General features: G+C 38.4%; 24 protein-coding genes. 7 read left to right on the forward strand and 17 right to left on the reverse strand.

What is annotated here, in order from left to right; genetic code table 11:
• Positions 1 to 18: 18 nt before the first annotated feature.
• The 5 genes from AC1VNJ_RS05170 to AC1VNJ_RS05190 form a co-directional block, all read right to left on the reverse strand.
• On the reverse strand, positions 19 to 1,329 hold the full coding sequence (locus AC1VNJ_RS05170) for a suppressor of fused domain protein (RefSeq protein ID WP_482640400.1): 1,311 nt from the start codon (positions 1,327 to 1,329) through the stop codon (positions 19 to 21).
• A gap of 15 nt (positions 1,330 to 1,344) precedes the next feature.
• Positions 1,345 to 3,618 (reverse strand): T7SS effector LXG polymorphic toxin, encoded by a 2,274-nt coding sequence (locus AC1VNJ_RS05175; RefSeq protein WP_482640401.1) that lies wholly within the window; start codon positions 3,616 to 3,618, stop codon positions 1,345 to 1,347.
• Between the two features lie 219 nt (positions 3,619 to 3,837).
• Positions 3,838 to 5,121 (reverse strand): ABC transporter substrate-binding protein, encoded by a 1,284-nt coding sequence (locus tag AC1VNJ_RS05180; protein ID WP_050690493.1) that lies wholly within the window; start codon positions 5,119 to 5,121, stop codon positions 3,838 to 3,840.
• Positions 5,122 to 5,191: 70 nt separating this feature from the next.
• Positions 5,192 to 6,019, reverse strand: a complete 828-nt coding sequence (locus AC1VNJ_RS05185) for a carbohydrate ABC transporter permease (RefSeq protein WP_013057493.1) — start codon at positions 6,017 to 6,019, stop codon at positions 5,192 to 5,194.
• The gene (locus AC1VNJ_RS05190; RefSeq protein WP_028412947.1) at positions 6,019 to 6,981 is read right to left on the reverse strand and encodes a carbohydrate ABC transporter permease; all 963 of its coding nucleotides are present in this window, start codon (positions 6,979 to 6,981) and stop codon (positions 6,019 to 6,021) included. The genes AC1VNJ_RS05185 and AC1VNJ_RS05190 overlap by 1 nt, the downstream gene beginning before the upstream one ends.
• Positions 6,982 to 7,211: 230 nt before the next feature.
• Between AC1VNJ_RS05190 and AC1VNJ_RS05195 the strand changes: the two genes are divergently transcribed.
• Positions 7,212 to 8,051 (forward strand): SDR family oxidoreductase, encoded by an 840-nt coding sequence (locus AC1VNJ_RS05195; protein ID WP_482640402.1) that lies wholly within the window; start codon positions 7,212 to 7,214, stop codon positions 8,049 to 8,051.
• Between the two features lie 70 nt (positions 8,052 to 8,121).
• On the opposite strand, the gene AC1VNJ_RS05200 is transcribed toward AC1VNJ_RS05195, so the two are convergent.
• The 7 genes from AC1VNJ_RS05200 to AC1VNJ_RS05230 all read right to left on the reverse strand — a co-directional run bounded on the left by AC1VNJ_RS05200 (position 8,122) and on the right by AC1VNJ_RS05230 (position 14,646).
• Positions 8,122 to 9,453, reverse strand: a complete 1,332-nt coding sequence (locus tag AC1VNJ_RS05200) for a TIGR00366 family protein (protein WP_014459643.1) — start codon at positions 9,451 to 9,453, stop codon at positions 8,122 to 8,124.
• A gap of 128 nt (positions 9,454 to 9,581) precedes the next feature.
• Positions 9,582 to 10,067, reverse strand: coding sequence for a GNAT family N-acetyltransferase (locus tag AC1VNJ_RS05205; protein ID WP_028412945.1), 486 nt, complete (start codon positions 10,065 to 10,067; stop codon positions 9,582 to 9,584).
• Between the two features lie 104 nt (positions 10,068 to 10,171).
• A complete protein-coding gene (locus tag AC1VNJ_RS05210) occupies positions 10,172 to 10,405 on the reverse strand; it encodes a hypothetical protein (protein ID WP_028412944.1) in 234 nt (77 codons plus the stop codon).
• A gap of 100 nt (positions 10,406 to 10,505) precedes the next feature.
• Positions 10,506 to 10,691: a DUF4083 family protein gene (locus AC1VNJ_RS05215; protein WP_013057499.1), complete on the reverse strand. Its 186-nt coding sequence runs from the start codon at positions 10,689 to 10,691 to the stop codon at positions 10,506 to 10,508.
• A gap of 92 nt (positions 10,692 to 10,783) precedes the next feature.
• Positions 10,784 to 11,890, reverse strand: coding sequence for a CapA family protein (locus AC1VNJ_RS05220; protein ID WP_014459640.1), 1,107 nt, complete (start codon positions 11,888 to 11,890; stop codon positions 10,784 to 10,786).
• A 301-nt stretch (positions 11,891 to 12,191) separates the two neighbouring features.
• Complete coding sequence (locus AC1VNJ_RS05225) at positions 12,192 to 13,436, reverse strand: YeeE/YedE family protein (RefSeq protein ID WP_050690499.1); 1,245 nt, start codon at positions 13,434 to 13,436, stop codon at positions 12,192 to 12,194.
• Between the two features lie 172 nt (positions 13,437 to 13,608).
• Positions 13,609 to 14,646 (reverse strand): EAL domain-containing protein, encoded by a 1,038-nt coding sequence (locus tag AC1VNJ_RS05230; protein WP_482640403.1) that lies wholly within the window; start codon positions 14,644 to 14,646, stop codon positions 13,609 to 13,611.
• A 198-nt stretch (positions 14,647 to 14,844) separates the two neighbouring features.
• On the opposite strand from AC1VNJ_RS05230, the gene AC1VNJ_RS05235 reads away from it, so the two are divergent.
• Entirely contained in the window at positions 14,845 to 15,177 is a 333-nt protein-coding gene (locus AC1VNJ_RS05235) for a hypothetical protein (protein WP_482640404.1), read from the forward strand.
• A 37-nt stretch (positions 15,178 to 15,214) separates the two neighbouring features.
• Here AC1VNJ_RS05235 and AC1VNJ_RS05240 read toward each other — a convergent pair whose 3' ends face one another.
• Together AC1VNJ_RS05240 and AC1VNJ_RS05245 are read right to left on the reverse strand one after the other, a co-directional pair.
• A complete protein-coding gene (locus tag AC1VNJ_RS05240; RefSeq protein ID WP_482640405.1) occupies positions 15,215 to 16,387 on the reverse strand; it encodes an iron-containing alcohol dehydrogenase in 1,173 nt (390 codons plus the stop codon).
• 84 nt (positions 16,388 to 16,471) lie between these two features.
• The gene (locus AC1VNJ_RS05245; RefSeq protein WP_482640406.1) at positions 16,472 to 17,362 is read right to left on the reverse strand and encodes a LysR family transcriptional regulator; all 891 of its coding nucleotides are present in this window, start codon (positions 17,360 to 17,362) and stop codon (positions 16,472 to 16,474) included.
• A 218-nt stretch (positions 17,363 to 17,580) separates the two neighbouring features.
• Between AC1VNJ_RS05245 and AC1VNJ_RS05250 the strand changes: the two genes are divergently transcribed.
• On the forward strand, positions 17,581 to 17,727 hold the full coding sequence (locus AC1VNJ_RS05250; protein WP_196246099.1) for a hypothetical protein: 147 nt from the start codon (positions 17,581 to 17,583) through the stop codon (positions 17,725 to 17,727).
• A 167-nt stretch (positions 17,728 to 17,894) separates the two neighbouring features.
• Complete coding sequence (locus AC1VNJ_RS05255) at positions 17,895 to 18,806, forward strand: DMT family transporter (RefSeq protein ID WP_482640407.1); 912 nt, start codon at positions 17,895 to 17,897, stop codon at positions 18,804 to 18,806.
• Between the two features lie 113 nt (positions 18,807 to 18,919).
• Here AC1VNJ_RS05255 and AC1VNJ_RS05260 read toward each other — a convergent pair whose 3' ends face one another.
• Both AC1VNJ_RS05260 and AC1VNJ_RS05265 read right to left on the reverse strand, forming a co-directional pair.
• On the reverse strand, positions 18,920 to 19,591 hold the full coding sequence (locus tag AC1VNJ_RS05260; protein ID WP_482640408.1) for a hypothetical protein: 672 nt from the start codon (positions 19,589 to 19,591) through the stop codon (positions 18,920 to 18,922).
• A 78-nt stretch (positions 19,592 to 19,669) separates the two neighbouring features.
• Positions 19,670 to 20,119 carry a GNAT family N-acetyltransferase gene (locus AC1VNJ_RS05265; RefSeq protein ID WP_482640409.1) on the reverse strand — a complete coding sequence of 150 codons (450 nt, stop codon included), beginning with the start codon at positions 20,117 to 20,119 and terminating at the stop codon, positions 19,670 to 19,672.
• 184 nt (positions 20,120 to 20,303) lie between these two features.
• Between AC1VNJ_RS05265 and AC1VNJ_RS05270 the strand changes: the two genes are divergently transcribed.
• On the forward strand, positions 20,304 to 20,705 hold the full coding sequence (locus tag AC1VNJ_RS05270; RefSeq protein WP_482640410.1) for a hypothetical protein: 402 nt from the start codon (positions 20,304 to 20,306) through the stop codon (positions 20,703 to 20,705).
• A gap of 39 nt (positions 20,706 to 20,744) precedes the next feature.
• Entirely contained in the window at positions 20,745 to 21,416 is a 672-nt protein-coding gene (locus AC1VNJ_RS05275; protein WP_482640411.1) for a glyoxalase, read from the forward strand.
• A gap of 77 nt (positions 21,417 to 21,493) precedes the next feature.
• Here AC1VNJ_RS05275 and AC1VNJ_RS05280 read toward each other — a convergent pair whose 3' ends face one another.
• Positions 21,494 to 22,006, reverse strand: coding sequence for a P-loop NTPase family protein (locus AC1VNJ_RS05280; protein ID WP_482640412.1), 513 nt, complete (start codon positions 22,004 to 22,006; stop codon positions 21,494 to 21,496).
• Between the two features lie 263 nt (positions 22,007 to 22,269).
• Here AC1VNJ_RS05280 and AC1VNJ_RS05285 point away from each other — a divergent pair, with 263 nt between their 5' ends.
• Complete coding sequence (locus AC1VNJ_RS05285; RefSeq protein ID WP_482640413.1) at positions 22,270 to 22,500, forward strand: hypothetical protein; 231 nt, start codon at positions 22,270 to 22,272, stop codon at positions 22,498 to 22,500.
• Positions 22,501 to 22,506 lie beyond the last annotated feature (6 nt).

Consider the following 22,506-nt stretch of genomic DNA (forward strand, 5'->3'; position numbering starts at 1 on the left):
CCAGCCTCTTTTTATTTATCACTTATTAAATCTGCCGAAAAAGCCTTTTCTTTTTTCCTTAAACGTATTAGGTCTATGTAAGTTAAATAAGTGTTCGATGCCATTTTCCATCATCTTTTCTAGCAACGCTTCTTGTCCATGCTGGAAATAGTACTCCATTTCTTCTTCGTACAAAGGGAGAAGCGTATGGAAATAGACTGGCCACTCTCCGTGGGTTTCTTTTCCGTTTTCAAGATACGGCATCATAAATGCCTCTTGGCACTGCGGCAGAGGCGGCACGACCATAACACCACAAAAGCTGCTTTCTGGTGAATACGGTTGAACGTGTAAAGGCAGCTTCACCTTTTCACCTGCTAACGTTCGTTCATAAGTATCCACGTAGCGATCCAGCTCTTGATTTGGAAACACCATCCACTGACCAATCCAATTCATATGGTTTACCGCAAAGCTTCCTACTTGATGCATGACTTGTGGAATCCAGCTGTACTTTTCATCTTCAAACGGATCTTGATCTGCATGCATCACCAGTTCAACGTACGCGCTGTCTAATCCAGGGGGTGTCGGCAAGCGAAGCGTACTATAGCCATGTGTTGCGACCGTATAAAACGGTACTGATTCTGTAGGAGCCATTTCATAAAAACCTGCCTCTGTCACCTCAGCTGATTCTGCTTCGACACGGCGGATAATGGGCCCATAATGTGCTTGTAAGTGAGCTTCCACATCCTCATCGAGTGATTCCCGAACAAATGGATTTACCTCTTCAACTGATGCTTCTTCTTCTTGTGATGACCATACTTCATAGAAAGTAAAACCGGTTAAATCACTTTGAAGGATATAATCGCGTACGTCATCTGATACATAAATTTCTTGAGAGATTATTGGGAAATCTCCGAAACGATGCTTGGTTGATTTTGTACGGAAAATATGACTCTTTTTCAATTCGTTTTCTATAAATGCTATTTGTTCAAAACCACCAAACTTATTAGGTATCGAATTTTCATAATCAATACATTCTAAAATATTTGTAATATTAATTGCATAATAATTATCATCATTATGAACTACCGGTAGTATTTCAGCACTGTCTGTTAAATAACGGTCTAAATGCTGAGTAGCCTTTTGTGAGAAAATAGGGGGATTCGAACGCCCTTTATATGTTATATAGTCCTTATACTCTCCTTCTTGAAAAGTTTCCATTACAATAGATTCCCAGCTGTGCTGAAGAGACTCTCCCATAAGTCCCCTATCAAAAAAATCTTCATTCTTTTGTTTATTCTTTGCTGTCAGTTGAACAGCTTCTTCGGTGCAATACATTTGCCATATTTTCATAAAATCACCTCTGTTTTAATTTTTATATAAAAAGTCTATTCTTCCGGTAAATAAACCTTCTCTGGTATCCTCTAATAACTCTAAAATTAAATCTTTTTTCATTAAAGGTGAAATATTCAAGCTATCAATTCGACGCAATTCTACATCCAAATGTTTTTTATAAGCTTTCCCATGCCCCCAAAAACTCTTTCCAGTTAGCCAATAATCTCCATACAAATGGTGGACAACTTGTCCTGGCCAAAATTTAAACTCTTTTGCGGTTATAAAAACTCCGTTAGCAGCAGAATTAATATCTATACCATATTTCTCTAAATACTCTCTCATCCCTCCATCGTTTACAGGAACGATATGATGAGCTTGAGAATTTTTCGGCCGTATAATACCGGCATTCTTTAATTCATCGCTTAGTATTACAGAATCTTGTTTGGATTTACTATGTGTTTTCTGAAGAGTCCAAGCTTGATTTTTCCTCACTTGATTAGCGTATTGTTCTGCTTTTTTAGCAGCCATTAACCTTAATCGCTGAATTCTATCAGCATTCACCTTACGTTTTACCGGTATTATCTTTAATATTTTTTCTTTGCTTAAACGTAAATTAATCGCTTGAAGCTCCCGGTTAGTTAGGTGTGTAACATCTTTACTAGGAGCTACTAAGCTACCTTTCCAACTTGCTGGGTCAACTAAACCCTCTTTTACAGCCGCTGCTAATTTGGCCTTACTAGCTTGATTAAACTCTAGTTTGTTAATAATATCTAAGTTCTTTGATAAAGTTTCAGCAGATCTAGTTTCTGAGTTAACAGCCTCAAGACTTTTTGAAGATTGAGAGCCTCTTCCATTACCTTTCGGTGGTACATTCCAATCAGAAGTAGTTTTATAAATATTGTTTTCTAGATGAGATGAAGACTTGGAATATAAGCTTGACTCAGACACTGCACTTTCTCCAGCAAATGCTAAGTGTCTTTGAACGCCTGTAGTATTGGCTAAATTAGAGGTTTCTTTAAACGTATGCTTTGCTTGTTCACCTAGCACTTTTGCTCCTTTAATGGCTTCTTTCGTATCTTTGGCGACTTTCTGAGTAATTACTGCACCAGCTCCGCTTCCAAATAGCCCTCCAAATGCTCCTATTAACGCGCTTTTACGCTCATCTTCATCTAGCTTATTTCCAAGTACATCTTTTCCTGTTACATATTCGTACGTCCCATTCGTACCTACAAGTCCGTAAAGACCTTTTTCGGTGTTCTGAAGAACATGAAACGATTTAGGATTTTTATATGCAAGCAGTGCATCGTGAGCCGTATTCATTCCTTTACCAGCTTTATATACACCTTTTGCTCCTTTTGCTCCTTTACCAATCCATCCTACTACTGGAATAAAACCAGCTGCAGCCATTGCCGCTGCAGTTGCTCGCTGAGTGGCAGAGAGCTTTTTACCCGTCACAGGATCTACACCTTCGGTTGCTCGCTTATAATCATAATATCCAGTCGCTTCTCCTGTAAAGGTTGAAACGACTTCCCATGTTTTTTCATACCATGGTTTATTTGCTTCAATTTCTGCTTGTCTTTTATTTTCATAGTATGTTTTTTCTTCTTTTTTTGCTTTTAAATAACTTTTTGTATTTTGGCTAATTTTTTGCTGTACTTTGTATTTTTCACTATTATGATAGGCTTTAGTGTCAAAAACAACTTGATAAGCTCCACTTCCTTGAGAAGTTAACGCTTCTAGCTCATCAACACTGCTTTTTACAGATTGATAATTTTCATCTAAACTTGCATATTCAGTAGACCAATTATAATCTAGTTTTTCTACTGCAGTAATGGTACTAGTCCTCTTTTTATCTGCGCTCTTTAGCTTCGATTGAACATCCTTTGTTGAAAAAGCGTCCAACGGCAAAATATCATGTATATCGTTCAAGATATCTTTCAAATCTTTATGTTGTGCTTCAATCATTTGTGTTGACTGATTATTAGCTACTTCGAGTTCATGTTCTAAAAAAGATACATCAACAATCGTATGACCATCTAACTTTTCTTCGTGTGCGTGTTCTGATAATACAGAAAAATAGGCGTAGTTAGCAGAAACTAATGCTTCCCAATAGCCAACCACGTCTACCTGCATTTGATAAAATTTTTTAATTTGGTCTGCACCTTTCCCTTGAAATTCGGTATCTAAGTTTGCTACACCTTGTAATGCTTTTTTCAGTTCACCTAGTTCTTCATTAAACTTTTTATATGTACTTACACGCTCTTTTGCATAAGCAAGTAGCGAACTTGCTTCATACACTTTACCCATTAAATTCCCTCTTTTATCACTGTAATTAGAAAACCATCAAACTTTTTGTATTTAATCTAATTTTTCCCTATATTATCCATTATAAAGTTTCAGCTAACCTATCTAAATAGGAATATCTAACCTTTTATACACAATTAATTTCTATAAAAAGGATAAAGATACAAAAATATCATATCTTTGATTCCACAAAAAAAGACAACCCAAAGGTTGTCTTTTCCATTACTTCAATTCAGCCCATCTTTTATCTAATGATTTTAACAGCTCATCTTCAGACGTTTGGCCGCCGATGTATTCTTGTACATCCGCTCCAAATTTTTGCGTTACGCCTTCAGGGAATTTTGTCCATTCCCAAGGAAGCGTTTTTTGCTCTTTAGAATATTTAAGAAGTTCTTCACCTAAAGGTCCAATGTCTTTTGCTTCAATTGATTTAAAGGCTGGAATGTACTTAAAGTCTTCTACTAGCGCTTTTTGGCCTTCTTTAGATGTGACCATCCAGTTTAAGAAGTCTTTTGCTGCTTTTTTATCTGCCGCTGGTGCTTGTTTGTGAATAACCCAGTTGCTTGGAACGTCGATTGCAAGCTTGTCAGCTACAGCTGCATCATCGCTTAGCGGCATAGGCAGAATACCTACATCCATGTTCGGCGTAATTTTATCAAGCATTGGCTGAATCCAGTTTCCTTGCTGAATCATCGCTGCTTCACCGTTCGCAAACTTCGTTACTTGCGTGTTATAGTCCGTCGTTAACGGATTTTTGTTTCCGTATTTTACCGTTAAATCAAGCAGCTTCACATACTGTTTGAACTGCTCGTTTCCTGCAATTTTTGTACTGCCGTCATTTAACCCTTTAATAAATGCATCCGGATCTTTTTGACTAGCAAATGGAATATTTAAGCCGTGGTTTCCAAGCACCCACCACTCGCCGTAGCCGATAGAAAATGGCGTAATACCGGCAGCTTTCAGCTTTTTAGCCGCTGCTTCTAATTCTGAATATGTTTTTGGCAGTTCTTTGATGCCTGCTTTTTTGAACAGTTTCTTGTTATATGTAAATCCGTAGCCTTCAAGACTAATTGGCTGTCCATATACTTTACCGTCCATCGTCATTGGTGTAAGTGTGTTTTCGTACGCGTCATCAATCCAAGGCTGATCGGATAAATCTTCTAATTTATTTTTCCACGTTTTTGCCTCTTGATATCCGCCGTTTGTGAAAAGGTCAGGTGCATTCCCCGACGCAAACTGCGCTTTTAAAGCAGCTGCACCGTCAGCTCCTCCACCAACCGTTTGGATATTAAACTTTACGTTTGGATGTTCTTTTGTGTATTGATCAGTTAGAGCTTTTAGCTGATCAGCGATTTCTACTTTTCCTTGGAATACATCCACTACTACTTGATCTCCGCCGCTTTTTTTATTACCCGATGCGCTTTCGTTTGAACACGCGGTTGAAAATAAAAGCGTAGCCGATAAAACACCTGCTGCTAAAGGCCATTTTTTCATTTTAAATGCCATTTTCCGTTCCTCCCTATTTGCTGCTGGTTTTGACGCCTCAGCCTCAAAACCAGCCCTGTTGCCGACACTATTATTTAATTGAACCGCTTGTAATTCCTTTAACAATGTGTTTTTGCATTGCAAAGAAGAAGATTAATAGCGGGATAATACTGATTACAAGTGCTGCTAGTGCTAAATCCCACTGCTTTGTATACTGACCAAAGAAGAAGAATGTCGCAAGCGGAATCGTTCTTAGCTCAGGATCTTGCAAAACAAGAGACGGAAGTAAGAAGTCATTCCAAATCCATAGGCTGTTTAAGATGACGACAGTCACTGTAATTGGCTTTAATAACGGGAATACAATTCTCCAGAATACGCCTAGACGTGAGCATCCGTCGATGATTGCCGCTTCTTCTAGCTCAACTGGAATTCCTTTAATAAATCCGTGGTATAAGAAAATCGTCATACCTGAACCGAAGCCTAAGTACATGATCACAATACCCCAAATGCTGTTTAACAGATTTAAGTTTCCTGCTACTTTTACAAGTGGAATCATGATGGATTGAAATGGAATAACCATTGCCGCTACGAATGCCATAAAGATAATGCTGCTGATTTTTTTCTTTGTTCGAACCAGCATGTAAGCTGCCATTGAACAGAAGATGACTAGAACTGCGTTACTGATGACTGTAATGATCAGCGAGTTGCTAAGCACTTTTAAGTAGTTCATTTGGTTAAATGCATTAACAAAGTTTTGAAACTGAATCGTTGTTGGCAGTGCCGATGTGTTTGATAAAATTTCTGCAAATGACTTCAGTGAGTTTGAAAGCACGTAATAAAAGGGAACCAAGAACACCAGTCCAAGCAGGACCGCTAAAATTTCAACAATAAAGGTTTTGCTCGTATATTTGTTTCCCATTACGATTCAACCTCCTTCTTCTTCGTGTATGTTACTTGAATAATCGTAATCGCTGCTACGACGATGAAGAAAATTAAGGCTTTTGCTTCACCTAGACCGTATCTGTTATTCACAAATGCTTCTGTATAAATGTTAAGCGCTAACATTTCTGTTGATTTGAATGGACCACCGTTTGTTAATGATAAGTTGACATCAAATACTTTAAATGACCATGAAATCGTTAAGAATAAACAAACCGTTACTGCCGGCGCTACCATTGGAATTGTAATGTGACGAAGAATTTGCCATCTGCTTGCTCCGTCAATTTTTGCTGCTTCAATCAGCTCTTGCGGTACGTTTTGCAGTGCTGCTGTGTAAATAAGCATGATATAACCTGCTCCTTGCCATACACTTACAATCACGATGCCCCAAAATGCTGTTTTTGCGTCTCCCAACCAAGGAAGTTCAAAAAGCGAGATTCCCGTGATTTGTCCGATAGATGCAAATCCTTTTACGAAAATGAACTGCCATACAAATCCTAGTAAAAGTCCGCCAATTAAATTCGGCATAAAGAAAACCGTACGTAAAATATTTCGTGTTTTTAACATTTGAGTAACAAGGATTGCTAACACGAACCCAACCACATTCGTTAAGATAATCGCAACGACCGTATATTTTGTTGTGATCCAAAACGACTGCTGAAACTGCTTATCTTCGGTGAACAAGTACTTGAAGTTATCAAGCCCCACCCAGTTAATCGTGCCGTTTACTCCGTTCCAGTCTGTAAATGAATAATAAATCCCTGTAAAAAATGGTATAAGTACAATCACGCAAAACGCTAAAAGTGCGGGCCCTACAAATAGAGCAAATAAACCTGCATTTTTCAAATTTTTACGTTTTTTCGTATTAACTGATGGTTCTCTTTTAAGTTCTTGCTCTAAAGGAACATATTCTGTCTCCTGTAATTTACTTTGGCTATTCATCTTACTAGCACCTCCCTATGTCTTATTTTAGCGAAATCCGCTTTTTATGAAACCGCTTTAATTGACGAGTAGGGTGTAAAATATTGACCTTTGTGCAACATTTTCTCCCCTGTGCACATTTTACATACTTTTCTAAAGCATGAAAGAAATATAAGAAAAAGCTAGAAGTGGACGACATATCTTCTTATCTTATACACTAGAAAAAAGATGTAGTTGGGAGGAACATACTCATGACAGCAAAACGAGCGCTAATTACAGGTGCCAATTCAGGAATGGGGCTGGCCACAACGATTGAACTAGCTAAAAAAGGATTCGAAGTCATTATGGTATGCCGAAATGAAGAAAGAGGAAATGCCGCTTTAGAAGAAGCGAAACGCCAAAGCGGATCGGATTCCATATCTCTTATGACCTGTGACCTAGGTTCTCTTGACAGTATCCGGGCTTTCAGTGAAGACTTTACGTCTCGCTACAGTGTACTTGATGTGCTGATTAATAACGCGGGCGTCGTGACAATTAAGCGGGAAACAACACAAGACGGATTTGAAATGATGCTTGGTGTCAATCATTTGGGTCACTTTTTATTAACTAATTTACTTTTAGATCCGCTGAAAAAATCTCAACAGGGACGCATTATAAACGTTGGATCCGGTGCTCATAAAGCGGGGAAAATAGACCTCAACAACCCTCACTTAACAACAGGATTCGGAATATGGCGAGGATACTCTCAGTCTAAATTAGCAAATAACTTATTTACGGTTCATTTAAGTAAAAAGTTAAAAGACACCTCTGTAACCGTAAATTGCCTTCACCCCGGAGCCGTTTCTACCGCTATCGGCGTTAATCGTCAAACAGGTTTTGGAAAAAGCATTCACGTCGTGCTTCGCCCTTTCTTTTTAACACCTCTTCAAGGTGCCGAAACAGCTATTTATTTAGCTGACAGTCCTGAAGTGACGCATATTAGCGGCGCTTATTTTTATAAAAAACGCGTGACTCCTCCTTCTTCAAGAGCAAAAAATGAACGGCTTGCAGAAGAATTTTGGGACTGGAGTGCGCGCGAAGTTGGTTTATAAAGTAGATAGATACGCTTGGGAAAGAAAAAAGTAATGAAAAAAGGTCAGCTTTTCGGCTGACCTTTTCGTATTAAAAAAACGTTAGTCCTATAGCAAAAATAAAGCCTGATACAATTAAGGTCGTCACGCAGTAGCCCATTATATCGCGTGCTCCGAGCCCTGCGATAGCTAGTGCAGGTAGTGCCCAAAACGGCTGCGCCATATTCATCCATGCTTCTCCGTAAGCAATGGCCATCGCAGCGACTCCCGGATCTACGCCGAGCTGTTCAGCTGCCGGCATAATAAAAGGGCCTTGTACAACCCAGTGTCCTCCTCCTGACGGAACAAAAAAGTTCACAACGCCAGAACTTAAAAACGCAAGAAACGGAAATGTCGTTTCATTTGAAATCGAGATAAATGCGTTCGTTAGCTTCCCGCCTAAGCCTGATAGCTCCATCATGCCTTGAATACCTGCGTAGAATGGAAACTGAATCACAATCCCAGCGGTTCCTTTCGCAGCATTGGAAACGGCATTCATATAGGATAAAGGCGTGCGGTGAAGTAAAATACCCGTCGTAAAAAACAATAAATTCACTGTGTTGATATCCATTTTAAAACCGTTTGTAGCAAAATAATAAATTAAATATGAATACCCAAGAAGTGCAATTGTTAGACTTAAAAACCTGCTGTTCTCCATGCGTACAGCAAATGTTGGCTTAGAAGAAGTTGTCTCAACAACTGTAGCCGGCGCCATTTCATCTTCTGCCAATAGTCTTGGATCGATTTCTACCACTTCTTTTCCCGTCGGCATCATCAGTCTTGTCATAATAGGCAGGACAATCAACAATCCGAGGGTAATAAATAAGTTGTAGCCTGTAAAAATTGTGTCTGAGAGTGGAATAAGTCCAGCCGTTTTTTCCATTGGGTTTCCAGGTGTAGCAGCGACAAGAGGAATCGAACCTGACAAGCCTCCGTGCCATGTTAAAAACCCTATGTAAGCACAGGCAATTAAAAACCGATAATCAGATCCCGGCACGCGTTTCGCTACTTCTTTCGCAAACAGCGCACCTACAATTAAGCCAAACCCCCAGTTAATCATACAAGCCATGGCTGCGCCTAGCGTGACCAGAATAACCCCTTGCGCCGGAGTTTTGGCTAACAGTGCTATGTTTACAAGCCACTTCTTTACAAGCGGCGAGCTAGCAAGCGCATGCCCTGTGACAAGCACTAAGCTCATTTGCATCGCAAATGCAAGAAGGTTCCAAAAGCCGCTTCCCCAAAACTGAACCATCTCAATCGGCCCGTGAGGAGTAAAAACAATACCTGATACAAATAAAATCAGCGTCAGGATTAAAGCAAATACAAACGGATCAGGTAAAAAGCGCTGAACAAGCGCCGTGAAGAAATTAGATAACGCTTTCATTTTACTCCTCCTTTACAGGAATACTCCTGTGAATAAATGTCGACAAGCATCTTTAATTATACATAATTTGTTGAAAATTGTTAATATTTAGTTCAAATAAAAAAACCCTTCTGTTTTCCAGAAAGGTTTTACACGCTAAACGTTTGAATAAGAGTTGGCTCTCCGTCAAGTTCAATTTTCTTTTCTTGAAAGGAAATATGTAAGCTTTCATAAATATGTTTCCAAAATGAAATAGCCCGCTTATTGCCTGCAAGCTCAATAATCATATACGTTCCTTTTCGATGAGAGAAAATGTCTTTTACCGTTTCAGAAGCAATACCCTGCTTTCGGTATTTGTTTAAGATAAAAAAATCATTGATGCAGTAATCCGCTTCTTGCTGAAGTGCGGGCTGTTCAAGAAGTAAAAAAAAGCCCGTCAGCTTATCATCTACTTTAATAAAGTATGGCGAGAGGCCTTCTACTTTCCAAAACAAGGGCAGCTCTTCAAAATGAAAAGCTCCATCTTCGCGAATATCTAAAGAAGGTGTATACGCAGATAAATCATGGAGATAAAGAGAATACAAATTTTGCAAAACGCCCGCTTGGCTTTTAGGTACTTTTTCAATCGTAAGCATTCTTAGTTCATCTCCTTCTTTTCCTATCATAAGGGTTTTTTGTGAAAGTTTACAGTAAAAATGTTTGAGGCAAAGTGAAGATGGGTAGTCAAAAAGCTCTTTTTTCATTTTGTAGATGTATGAAGCGCAATAAAAAAACGATCATCTCCGGTACTGTACGCTCCGTCTGATAATCGTTTTTTATGTTTTGTGTGCTGATGCTGAAGTTTTTCCTTCTTTGTTTTGGTTTTACGCGTTTCCATGTCTGCAAATATAAACAGGCTGCGGTTTAATTCTGGATTTCGTTTTCCTTCACGCGTCATTTTATCACGCATTTTTTTTGCTTTTGACTTTGCCATGTAACTTCCTCCCTATATAAACGATGTATACATATCTTACTGCTTTTTTATAAAATGTCAAGTTCAGAAGCACTGATGTGTTAACAGTGCTTCTGTATAGTCATGACTCTTTATTTTTCAGCATATCATCTAATTTTTGTTCCATTCTCTGAAGCCTTTTTTCATTTGCCCCCTGCTTTTGAATCAACCTTTTTAAGCCTATAATAAATGCAATTATTACTCCTGCTATTCCTATCAGGATCAGCAGCATAAGAATTTGAAAAATAATATCACCTATATTAACCATAGTTCCACCTTTAATCTATTTTTTTACATTATATTATTTATTTGGATGTATATCGCTTTATTTTATAAAAAAAGCTCTCAGTGCTGAGAGCTTCATTTACTATCTTCATCGTAGACCGTCCACTTTTCCTGTTTGATTTGATTGGAAACATCAATCAGTTTATTTTTCACTCGATCCTTTTCTGCTCCTGTTAAAGGCGTAGGTCGGTAGTCGTTTCGCGCCGTTGTGGAAGAAATGCGGAATGGAATCACATTGATGTCTTTATTCGTCGTTAGCTTTCCATCTTTAATCGTAAACGTCTGCTGAAATACAAATGTATCCTTATCACTTGGATTTTTGTTTCCGCCAAACATAAAGTTTCCTAAACTATAGACAATAAATTTATTTTTGTATTCTTCAATTCCTTGAACAACGTGAGGGTGATGACCTAAAATCAAATCTGCTCCGTTATCAATTGTATACTTCGCCAGTGCCTGCTGCGCTGTATCAGGAACATAGTGTCGTTCAGATCCCCAGTGGAAATGCACAATAATAATTTTAGCGCCTTTTTCTTTTAAAGACTTAATTCCGTCTTTAATCTGACTTCTTACTTCTTTTGTGTCATCCCAGCCCGGATATCCAAGCAATCCTACTTTGACTCCCTTTACCGTTGTAATATATGTATCTTCATAGCCAAAATAGCCTATTCCGCTTTTCTTTAAGTTTTCTCGTGTATCATCATATCCTTGCTGTAAATAATCATGCGTATGATTATTAGCCAAGTTAACGGTTTCAATACTTCCTTGTTTTAAAATATTTACAAACGAAGGATCACCTTTAAAACGAAATGTTTTACTTGCTTTTTCCGTCGCAGTTGTCAGCGTTGTTTCTAAATTAACCGTTGTTAAGTCATCTTGCTCAAAGATCGATTTTACATTTTGCGTAAAATACGGCAGGCCATTTCTTGCTGCTACGTCGTTAAAAGTAGAATCGTACCCAAAGCTTTCATCGTTTCCTAAGGTAAAATCTCCTGCTGCGCTAACTTTAATGGTTGTATTGATTGCGTCTTTTTTCTCTTTTTTACTCGCTTCTTCTTTAGACTTTACTGTTTCTTCTTTTTTCTGCGGTTCAGAAGATGTTTGTTCTCCTGCTCCTCCGCACGCTCCCAGTAAAAAACACAAACTTCCATAAATAACAGCTTTTTTTAAATACTTGTTCATGTAACGTTAAAACCCCTTTTTACGTTTTAATAACTGTGTTTGGACATGGTGTTTAATGTACATTTCGCCAAATACATACAATCTTCCTGTTATATCGGCAAAATAAGTGAAATTTTTATAAAAAAAGGAAATTACTATCTTCTTTTTGGGTTAGAACAAGAGGTTTTTTTAATACAAGCGTTATGAAGAAAACTGATTATCTTTGATAAACGTCAAGGAATTTACAAAAATATAGAGATTTTCAAACATCATCTAAAATAAAAAACCTCCTTTGCCCATGCAAAGAAGGTTTTATCTAAACTTAACAAATCGAATCATTAGATTTAGGGTTTTTGAGTCCAAATATCGGTCGGATAAATAGTGCTAAGCCTGTGCCAAGCATTGCCATCACCATCCATACCCATCCGTGAAGACTAAATGAAGCAATGCCGCCAAAGTAAGCGCCGATGTTACAGCCAAAAGCAAGACGCGCACCATACCCCATTAAAAGGCCGCCAACAACAGCTGCACCTGCAACTCCGGGCTTAATCTTTCCTGGTTTGAACGTCCCCTGCGCCGTCGCTGAAATGAAGGCACCTAATATAATCCCAAAGTTTAACACGCTGGTAGAATCTGCTAGCACACTTTGCGTTAGCGCTTCTCCATTTGCACCTTGGAAAAATCCCCAGCTCGATACATCTATCCCAGCTGCCATCATGGCTTTTCCGCCCCATAATGCAAAAGCAGAAGTGATTCCCCAAGGGTTTCCTCTTACAGCAAGCGTCAATGCATTTAATACGGCCAGCACAATCGCTGCTGTGAATAGAGGCCAAGAGCCGCGAATAATCTTTTTCCACCCTTTTGTAGTAGGAAGCTGTTTCATCATAGGCGGATTTTTCTTTTTAGCAATTTGAATCGTAATCCAGTAAATCGCTGCGAACGCGATAAGCTGTACAATCCAAGCTCCAAAATAACCAAGACCTGTCGATTCAGCTAATGAGATAGGGGGAAGCGAAGGTTGTTTTTGCCAAAATGGCAAATGATACGCCCCAAACATAGAACCTACAATAAAGGCTAAAAGCGTTAAAATCATGGAAGAAGAGCCGCCACCTAACGAATACAGCGTCCCTGAGGCACATCCATTTCCTAACTGCATGCCAATTCCAAACATAAACGAACCAACTATCACGCTTACTCCTACAGGTGAGACATATCCCTTTGGCGTTACCCCTGTAAAACTAAAGCCTGTACTTAAAATAATAGCAAATAGCGTTGAAGCAATTGCAAGCATAAGCATATGCGCTTGCAAGCCTTGAACATTGCCGACAGATACAAGGCGGCGAAATGCTGATGTAAAGCCAAAACGTGCGTATAAAAGCGTCATCCCTAGCGCTAGACCAATCATAAATAAAACACCTTGCGTCCAGTTAGTTGTTAGCACAATCGCTAGAAGTAAAATAACCGCTGCTATAACCCCTCCTGCAAATAACGGCTTTTGCATAGGACTTAATTCTGTTACAACAGTAGTAGGCTTTGATTTATATGATGAGTGCAACGTTTGTGCCACATCATCCACTCCTTTTCTGATAGAAATACTAAGAATTAATATTTATCATCTTATAGCACTTCCCTTTCTCTGTAAACTGTTTAGCAAAATGAAAGTGAATTGTTTATTTTTAAAATATTCTTACCTTTAGTCATACAAAAAGCAGAAGCTTCTATTCTTCTGCTTTTCGCTGCTAAGCGTAAATAGAATGAATCTCTTTTACCGGAGTAGGATGAGGCTTTGCAAAATAATACCCTTGAAACAAATCATAACCCATCTCTATCAGGCATTTTAAATCTTCTTCTGTTTCTACACCTTCTGCAAGAGCCTGCGCCCCCATTCTATGGGTTATAGCTAACATCTCTTGAGCCACTTTTTTCTGTTTCTCATTCTTACTGACTCCGTTTGTGAATTCAAATGCCAATTTCACGACGTCAGGCTCCACTTCTAAAAGCCGATTCAGCGTATTATAGCCAACTCCTACGTCATCTAGCGCATATTTAAATCCGTGGGAGCGATAATAATTCAAAATGTTTTTCAAATGCTCAATATCTTGAACATCCTCGGTTTCAATCACTTCAAATACAATTTGCTCGGGCTTTATATTCAATTCTTGAATTAACGCAAATGTAGATGCTAAGCAATGCTCGGGATTATATATTGCTGTAGGAATAAAGTTAATAAAAATCAGCTGACGATCAATAATACTAGCATTTTTTACAGCTTCTAAGCGGCAGGCTCGGTCAAGAGCGAAGGTTTTATTTCTTATTTGAGCAGCTTCAAACATTTTAAAAGGCGGTATAATACTTCCGTCTTCTTCTAATCCTCTTGATAAAATTTCGTGCCCAACGATATGCACGCGTTCGTGATCAATCGATACAATCGGCTGATAATATGAGCAAATTCGCTTGTCTTCAATCAGCTCATCAATCCACAAGGCATCTTTCAGTTTTTGAAAAACGGTGATTGGCTCCATACGCCGCAGGTTTTCAAACGGGCTCCGCTGCTTGGCTTCTACAGCCCGCACATGCCGAGGGTCTAGATGCTGATGAACATAATCCATAAAACTCCAAAAGATATCTTCCCTCATCCAGACCATATCTTCTCCAAGAGTCTTCCATTGGCTTTGAGAAATATCTTTAAAGTATTTTTCCAATTTCTTCACATCGCTGGATTTCTGAAAAGAAACCGTATATCCTGTCCTAATTGGCAGACACGCGTCGCACCCCATAGCTCATCTTCTCCCTCATTTATCATCAGTTTTTTGTATGTACACATGAATAGTTCTTAGGAACTATACCACTTTTAAGAAACTTACAAACCCTATTTTTCCGCTAAAATAGAATGTATTAAAAAGTTTTGGTAAAATGATAGACGTGTTTTATTTCTACATCATAAGACGCGCCTGATAAAAGGAAGTGAACCATACATGAGCAAAAACCGTTTTACGAAGTGGTTTTTATTTTCTTTACTACTCTTTGCCTTAAGTACTGGAGCAATGTATTATACGCTCTATATATCGTACTGGGCGTATTCTATTAAGCTGTTTTTAATTGTGGTGCCGCTCTCTACATTATTATCGGTTGCTTTTGGCTCGTTGGTGATCGTACATGAACGCAAAAGAAAACGTGTATTTCATCTGCAAAACGACGGAGGTAGTCCTAAAAGTACGTTTATTCAAGGCTTTTCGGAAATAGCGGTAGGAGCAGGAGGCATCTTGCTGTGCTTTTTTCTTTTTCTTTACTTTCTAATGGATTATTGAGTACATATAAAAAAGACGAGCAGGCAGCTCGTCTTTTTTATTTGGATCTTTCTAGAATATCTCTAACGCTTGCATGATCAAGCTCTTTATAAGTTCCAACACCTGGTTTTACAAAGGTCTTTTCAACAATTGAATCAAATTCAGAATCATCAATATCATAGTCACGCAAGCTGTTCGGAGCTCCTAAGTCATTCCAGAAAGTGCGAAGCGCTTTTGCTCCTTCCATTGCCGTTTCTTCATCGCTTTTTCCTGCTGGATCAATGCCAAAGACGTTTACAGCCAATTGTTTTACACGAGAAGGATCTTCTTTTAGTACATGCTCCAGCCAGTTAGGGAACAAGATAGCAAGACCGCCTCCATGGGGAATATCATATACGGCCGACAGAGCATGTTCAATACGATGAGTAGCCCAGTCTCCTCCGTCTGTTCCGTTTGCTAAGCTTCCGTTAAATGCCGTCGTGCTGATATACATCATCGTTTCACGATACTTATAAGAAGTCAGGTCTTTAAGAAGCTTAGGACCTTCTTTTACAGCCGTTCTTAGTAAAGATTCAATAAAGCCGTCGATCATCGGCGTGTTTTCCGTGCGATGAAAATAGTGTTCAAGCGCATGCGACATACTGTCAACAATTCCATAGACTGTTTGGTCGCGCGGCACTGAAAACGTGTACGCCGGATCTAAGATAGAAAAGACGGGAAATACGTGAGAAGACGTCCAACCTAGCTTTTCTTTTGTTTCCCAATTTGTAATAACAGAAGTTGAATTCATTTCAGATCCTGTTGCTGCAAGTGTTAAGACCGTTCCAAAAGGAAGAGCACCTGTAATCTCTTCTTTACGTGTAATTAAGTCCCATGTATTTCCTTCATACACGGCTCCAGCTGCAATAGCTTTTGTACAATCGATCACACTTCCTCCCCCAACGGCTAAGAGAAAATCAATGTTTTCTTTTTTACATATGTCAACGCCTTTAGCAACCGTAGTCAAACGAGGATTCGGTTCTACACCAGACAGCTCGTGAACAACCGCGTTAATAGACTGAAGTTCAGCTTTCACTTCGTCGTATACGCCATTTCGTTTGATGCTTCCTCCTCCGTATACTAACAGAACGTTTACTTTTTTATGATAAGAAGCAAGCTCTTGCGATAGCTTCGTAATTTGATTTTTCCCAAAGTATAATTTTGTAGGATTGTGCTGCAAAAATATATTCATGTTCTACACCTCTAGTTTCATGTTTTATAAAAAGTGTAGCACGAAAACAACTTCATCATTATTGAAGATTCTCTATATCTATTATCAATATTTTTGATAACCTTCTTGAACAAGTGAAATAAATTGTTGAATAGGTGCCGTCAGCCATTTTTTCTTTTTAAATATGAGCTGTGAATAAAGATAAAATTCTTCGTGGTCAAACGGAACTTTAATCAGTTTTCCATTTTCAATCTCTTGTTTTACCGCTATTTCTGGCACAAGAGCAATACCTAAATTATCCGCTACGCACTGTTTAATTGCTTCAAGACTGCTAAATGAAATCACCGATTGCATATGAATACCCCTGCTGCGCATCATCTCTTCTAAAAGAGTACGATAAGGGCAGCCACTCTCGGTTAAAATGATGGTTTCACCTTCAAACTCTTCCATTACAACGTTGTTTTTTTCACTAAAAAAATGCGAAGGCGAAGCAATCATAACCATCTTTTCTTTTCGAATAGGAATCACTTCTAAGCTTGAAGATGTTTGAAGGCGATCAAGCAAAACGGCTACGTCATACTTTCCGTCAATAATTCCTTGTGTTAAATTTGGACATAAACCCGCTTCTAGCATAATCTTTAGAGAAGGGTGCTGCTTTTTTAATTCACGAATATACGGTGTAATAAAATAAGCGGCCAGCGACTCCACGGTTCCTATTGAAACTGTTCCTCTAGCATCTTCATTCGTAGTAAGGCGCTCTTTTGCTTCATTTAATAACTCGGTTACTTGATTCACATAATAAAGCAATTCTTCACCAGGCTGAGTCAGCTTCATTTTTTGTCCTGTTCGTTCAAATAGTTTTTGACCGTAATGATCTTCTAATTTTTTTATATGAGTGGTAACGCTTGACTGAGCATACCCTAATTCCTCGCCCGTTCGTGTATAGCTCCCCCACTTCGCTACTTCTTTAAATGTATATAAATAGTTAATATCCATGTGCTGCTCCTTATGTACTACTGTTTTGTTTCGTTATCCATATGCTAAAGCTGTTCTTAATCAGAACCTATACGTAAATAGAATCACAGTACAGTATAAGCGAACTTGTTTTGCCAAGCAATTTTATCAACCTTAAAAATTCTTTTTATATTAGGCAATTACGTCGTTTTTTGTTCATAGAATGAAAAACAAACTTATGAAAAGAAAGGGTGTATCTCGTGACAGCCTACAAAGAAGTGCTATATAAAGGAAAACGCTTTGTACTGATTCACGTATATGATTCAGGATACTGTGAAATTCGACCGATTGATCATGCTTTTAAAGTCGAACTTGTGCGATTAGATGAGACAGAACAATGTGGATAACAGTCATGAACGCAGCCATTGCAGCTGCGTTTTTGTTTGTATTATAAACAAGTGGATGAGATAAAAATACCTGAATTGGCTGGCCTTTTACATAATTTCTTCCTGTATACTTTGTAACTAAGGATATCCGCACTTATTTAATTTATATATTTACCCGAGGTGATGACATGAAAAAAGGCTGGCTGGAATGGATATTATTATCCGTTGCGTTAATTTGGGGAGCCAATTATACAATCGGAAAATTTGGAGTTGCTCATATGTCTTCTATCCAATTTAGCGCGCTGCGTTTTATAATGGTTGCTCCTATTCTTATACTTATTACAGGAATAGTAGAGCGAGGCATTCGGATCGAAAAAAAAGACTGGGGACGTTTAATAGCGGTCAGCATAGTAGGCGTTACGCTCTATCAAACGCTGTTTATGGTATCTGTTAAGTATACGACAGCTACAAATGCTTCTTTACTTATTTCCATGTCTCCTATTTTCACAGGAATCCTAGCTATCTTATATAAGCATGAAGCTTTTTCGTTAAAAACACAGCTAGGCTCTGTGCTTGCTTTTTTCGGGGCTGCATTTGTACTACTGTTTGGTCACTCTAGTCATGCGCTGTCGCAGCTTGCATGGTTCGGAAACATCATGGGGATTGTGGCAGCCATTGCTTGGGGCTGGTACCCGATTTTAGCAAAACCTTTAGTCGTAAAATATTCTGCTTTGCGCGTGACTGCCTGGTCTGCTTTAATCGGAGCTATTCCGCTTACTGTCTACTGTCTTTTCACCTATCAAACGCTTATCTGGCCAACAGATATAGGCAGCTGGAGCTCTCTGGCATACTCTGTTTTGTTCGTGACGGTGTACGGGCTGGTGATGTGGTATGTAGGAATTGGAAAAATTGGCTCTACAAAAGTAATGGTTTATATGTATGTTATTCCTTTGTTTGCCGTTGTTTTTGCTGCTGTAGCCATTGGAGAGACCATCAATGCTATGCAGCTACTTGGAGGACTTATTATTTTTAGCGGTTTATATATTGTCAAAAAAAGCCCTGCTCCTAAAACAGCTCTTAAACTTAAAAAAGCAAACTAACGAGAGTAACGGGTTCGGTTGATGCATGGTAACGAATAACGCTCAGGTTTTTTCTGAGCGTTATTCGTATATTATTTTAATGTCCTAATTGAATTAAACGCCCGTTGTTTTGATTAATGAACTTTTAGTATGTTGATTAATTCTATGATTTTTTTATCCTCACCTGGGTCAACGTGAACCAGCTTTGCATTTCGAATAATATCCTCTGTGTAATTTTTCATAAAGTTCTTATCTACCTGAGCAGAACTGGACCAATGTGAAGGAACGTTGTAAACGTTAATTGTGCCATTCCCGTTACTACTATAAGTCACTGAACCATCAACAGAACGAGAACCCTCTAATGTAACAACACCTTTTGGATAGCTAGCACTAGTATCGTCATAAATATTAACTGGTTCTCCAGCTGAAATGTGGCGAACATTTAGCTCATCTATCTCTTGGTTTGGTCCAAGTTGCAACCAAATTCGAGCATATTCAATTTGATTACTAGAATAGTCGGATAGTGTTTCTTTGTCTTTCCTGTTGATAACATTTGAATTACTGTTTTCAGATGAGGTGCTACTGGAATTGTGATCAACAGCTTTGCCTGATTGCTTTGATTCACTGGTTGAGGAGCTTCCATCCGGTTCGCTTGTAGCTTCTTCTGTTGATTTTAAAGATGAACTGTTTTTTGAAGAAACGGCTGTGGATTCTTCATCCCTATTGCCACCACACCCTGCTAATACTATTCCTGCTAGCATAAATAAAGCAACGTTAAAATAAAGACTCTTTGTTAGTTTTTTCATCCCTCAAATCATTCCTTTTGTTTATTTTTAAATTAATAAAATTACAACTTTTAATATCCAAATCCACATAAAAAGCAGCTAGGCTCTTTTTAGTTTATATTCATGAGTGATTTTATGCTGATTGTATACGCGTTTAAAACCGTTTCGTTCATAAAATAACTTCGCTTCGTCCGTGTCTGTATAGAGAACGAGACTGTCATAATAATTCTCGGCATAGTGAATAATTTCTTTTAAAAGTCGTTTGCCTATACCCTTTCTGCGAAACTGAGCTGAAACATAAAACCTCCTTACTCTTCCAGCGTTAGCATACTGGCTGTAAGGATTTTGATTAAGGCCGGCTACGCCAATTAATTTGTTTTTTTCACCGTAAACTCCCCACAAGCTTTCGCCTGTTTTGTTAAATACATTTTGCCCGTTTTTATACTCCGCTACTAGCTTGGTAAGAAAGAAAAAGCCTTCCTCCTGGCTTTCTATTAACAGCTCTTTTATATCATGCTCCATAAGATACGTTAGCCTGATAATTCTCATGTATCTCCTCTCCGTTCAGCAGGTGTCTTGTCTATTTCGATAGAATGCTTGATTAATGCTGCCATGCCTGTTAGACGTAACATGTAAAAAGATAATTCACTTTTTTGTTAATTTTTCCCTTTTAAACTATAACACTATTTGACGAAATCCAAAACTATCTATAATTTAGTAGATGGAGGTTTTTATGTTTAAATATAGTTTTCTTATTGTTCTTATCGCTTTTTTACTTATTAACTTTAACGGTCAGGAAAATCAAATTATAGGAGGCAAAATAAAAAAAGAACGAAGTGAGGTTTTCTTTGGCGAATACGACAGCTTTACGGGCCGCTACTCCCGGAGCATTAAACTCAAAAAAGGCGTAACCTACGCTTTTACGCTATCTAAAAACACCAAAAGCGGAGACCTGTCCCTGTACGTAGAAGATCCAAAACAGACACGATTTTTTGAAATGACTAATAACTCTCTTTATGTAACACCCGAAAAAACGAGGAGATATCGTATTAATTTTGTAGGCTCTGAGCATAAAGGCTCTTTTCAGCTTTACTGGAAAAGCAGTAATCAAAAAGAGAGCGAAAAATTGGTGTAATACCATTTTAAACAACGCTTAAACGAGGAGGAATGGTTTATGATCATTAATCAAGCTGTCCTGTACACCCACTTATTGGACACAATGAAGGATTTTTATGTAAATTCTCTCGATTTTCCATTAACCGCCGCTTCACCGCGTTCTTTTTCCATAAAGGTTGGTGAAAGTGAGCTAACCTTTAAAGAAAGTTCTCTACATACAAAGCCCTTTTACCATTTTGCTTTTAATGTTCCAGCAAACCGGTTTATGGAAGCAAAGCAATGGGCTACTCAGAGAGTCATACTCAATACGGAAGAGAAGAAAGATGAGATTTATTTTGAAGCGTTTGATGCTCATTCGTTTTATTTTGAAGACCCTGCTCATAATATTGTTGAATACATTTCAAGACATTCGGACTGCCCGTCATCCAAGGACCCCTTTTCTTCTAAGTCGCTTTTAAGCATAGGAGAAATCAACTTGACAACTCCTCATGTCCACTCTGTAGGGACACAGCTTATTAACTCCGGTATCACCGTGCGCAATAACAGGCCATTAAACGAGAACTTTAACTTTTTAGGAAGCGACAGTGCGTTTTTTCTTGTAGGGGCGCCTAAAAGACGGTGGTTTTTTTCGGACCGAGACTCTGAAGTTCATCCATTAACGGTGAAGGTTAATCATTCTCTAGCAGTTGCGTTAGATAAAAAAGGAATGCTGAAGATTACGCAAGAATGATTATTTTTTCAATAAAGCCATGTAACAAGCGAACTTGTTACGTGGCTGTTTTTGTTCAAAATTCAGCTCTACTCCACCTATAGGTTTTGTATATAGTTCTCGATGTCCTTTCTGTTCATCAGCATAAAAACCTTGTAATCCTCATCATTTTTAAGCTTTTTAAACCGGTTTCTCATCTTTTTTTTCCGTTCTCGATACGTAGTAAGAATAAACGTAAAAAATGACCAATCTACTTTTTCAGGGCATCCTTTTGCCATATCTTCACGCGTTTTTCTTGCATATACGATTCTCCGCTTTATTACTCGGTACACACAAACGATTAGCGGCAGCTCTAAATAAATAATGGTATCTGCACGCTTCACTCGCACGTCATACGAATTGCTATAGTTCCCGTCGATAATCCAGCTGTCTTTTTTTACAATGTGCTCCTGCAATTCTCTAAAGCTATCATTGTCTCTTTCCGTCCAGCCAGGCTGCCAATACAGGCTGTCTAAATGATATACTTCTAGATCAAGCTTTTCCCCTAATTTCTTGGCAAATGTAGACTTTCCTACTCCTGGAGAAACGCCCATTACCAGTACTCTTTTCATCTCATCACCTTACCTTTTTAAGAAATAAAGCTGATTGAAGAGAAGGCAGCTGTTTATAGCTGACTCAGCGCATTCAGTGTACTCGGAGCGAGCTGCTTTATAGAACGGCTTCATGTTAGGATTTTTATTCCCATAATTTTCAGGTAACCTATAAATATTCATTATAAATTCCTATATTCCTTCTTGCTTTGTAGTAAATAGGTTGCTTTTATGAATCGTTTCCTTTACCTTAAATGTGAGTATATAAAAGTAAGGTGAAAAAAATGAATGCATCTATGCTAAAGAGATTTTTACGAAACCTCGGTATTTTTATTTATATTGTCATTGCAGCTATTAATATTTACTTAACGAGAAGTGATCTGGGCGATATGCTTACCCGCCTTGTGCTGCTAACTATTTTACTTCCTTTGTTTTTTAGTTTTGTGTATGCGTTAGGAAAATCACATTTTAAAAGACAAGAAGAGCTCGCTGAACAAGAGAAGAAAAAAGAGTAAAAAAAG

This window comes from Priestia sp. 3CA3 (genome assembly GCF_056836725.1).